At 48.2% G+C, this 1,244-nt stretch carries 1 rRNA gene; it reads left to right on the forward strand.

Annotated elements, in window-relative coordinates:
* Nucleotides 1–554, forward strand: a 23S ribosomal RNA gene (locus tag AAFU51_18795); the annotation flags it as partial.
* Between the last annotated feature and the right edge of the window lie 690 nt (nt 555–1,244).

The raw sequence follows: 1,244 nt of genomic DNA on the forward strand, positions 1-1,244 counted from the left end.
ATGACGGCCGAGGGAACACGAAGGTCCTGAGGCTATAATCTCATGCTCCTGGGCTTGATGAGAATGCCTGCTAGCTGACTCAAGACTTCAACCTGTCTGTGATACTGCCCCGCTGTATTGAGCTTGGCTTCATCTGCGATCACTGGCCAATAGGTACTTTAGGGATAACAGGTCAACCTTTGCTGAGAGCTCTTATCGACGCAAAGCCCTGACACCTCGATGTCGGCTCATCTCTTCCCGCAGAAGCAGCCGTCTGCTAGGGTTTGGTTGTTCGCCAAGTAATGAGCTACGTGAGCTGGGTTCAGAACGTCGTGAGACAGTTCGGCTTATATCTGCTGAGATGCACTTGAGCTGATGTTGGCTGCCTGAGCTAGTACGAGAGGAATGCTCCTTGGAAGGTCTTCTGGTCCGCCTGACATCTTATGTGTCTGCTCCTCTATGACCTGATGAGCTAATCGCTGTCTCTTATTGCTGCTAGAAGCTCGCCCAATACTCTCAGCCTTTTCTTCACAGCAAGACCAGCTGTCTTTGGACCTCAGTATAGCTTCGACTGTCTCAAGCTACAAGCCAACCTGATGTCTGCCCATGAAGCGAACAACTTGCTTCTGCCGTAAGTCCTCTCATTTATCTTGCCTCTGCTTGACTCTCCTTAGTTAAGTGCCCTAGCCTTCTATATGAGTGTGCCCTACAAGCAATCCTGAGATCAACCCTTACACGCATTTACTGACCCGAGAACGAAGAGATGATGACGCAGTATAAACCGATCAAGACGACAGTCGATTAAAGCGGCAAGAGGAAAAGGACGGACATTTGAGAGCTATGCCACAAGAGCACCGCAGCCGAAGGAAAGTAGCGGAAGTTATCTTGATGATAATTTATAATTTCAGTTAATGAAGTTAGCTAACGGGTGGCGAAGCGTTTTCATATATGTGACACTTTCATGCACTGCAGATAAGTCTTTTCGGGAAGTTGCTTGCGGAGGGTAATTAGAGAATTAATTAGCATGTGCTGACAATAGAAGATCGATGAGCTATTGCCTTCAGACTGCCACAGCCTCTTATCAACTGATGCCCGCTTCACAAAGCCTCATAGCAAGATCGGAGGAAAGCTGCTAACCCAGCATGCATACTGAGGAAGATAGCGTCCCCTATATATAGGGAGCAGCGATTAGAATGCTCTTCCAGTATAGCCCAGCAGAAGTGATGATCCAAGTGGATATGATGACAGCGGCAAGCGAAGTAGAG

The sequence above is a fragment of the Bacteroidota bacterium genome (genome assembly GCA_039821555.1).
Lineage (GTDB): Bacteria > Bacteroidota > Rhodothermia > Rhodothermales > Rubricoccaceae > JBCBEX01.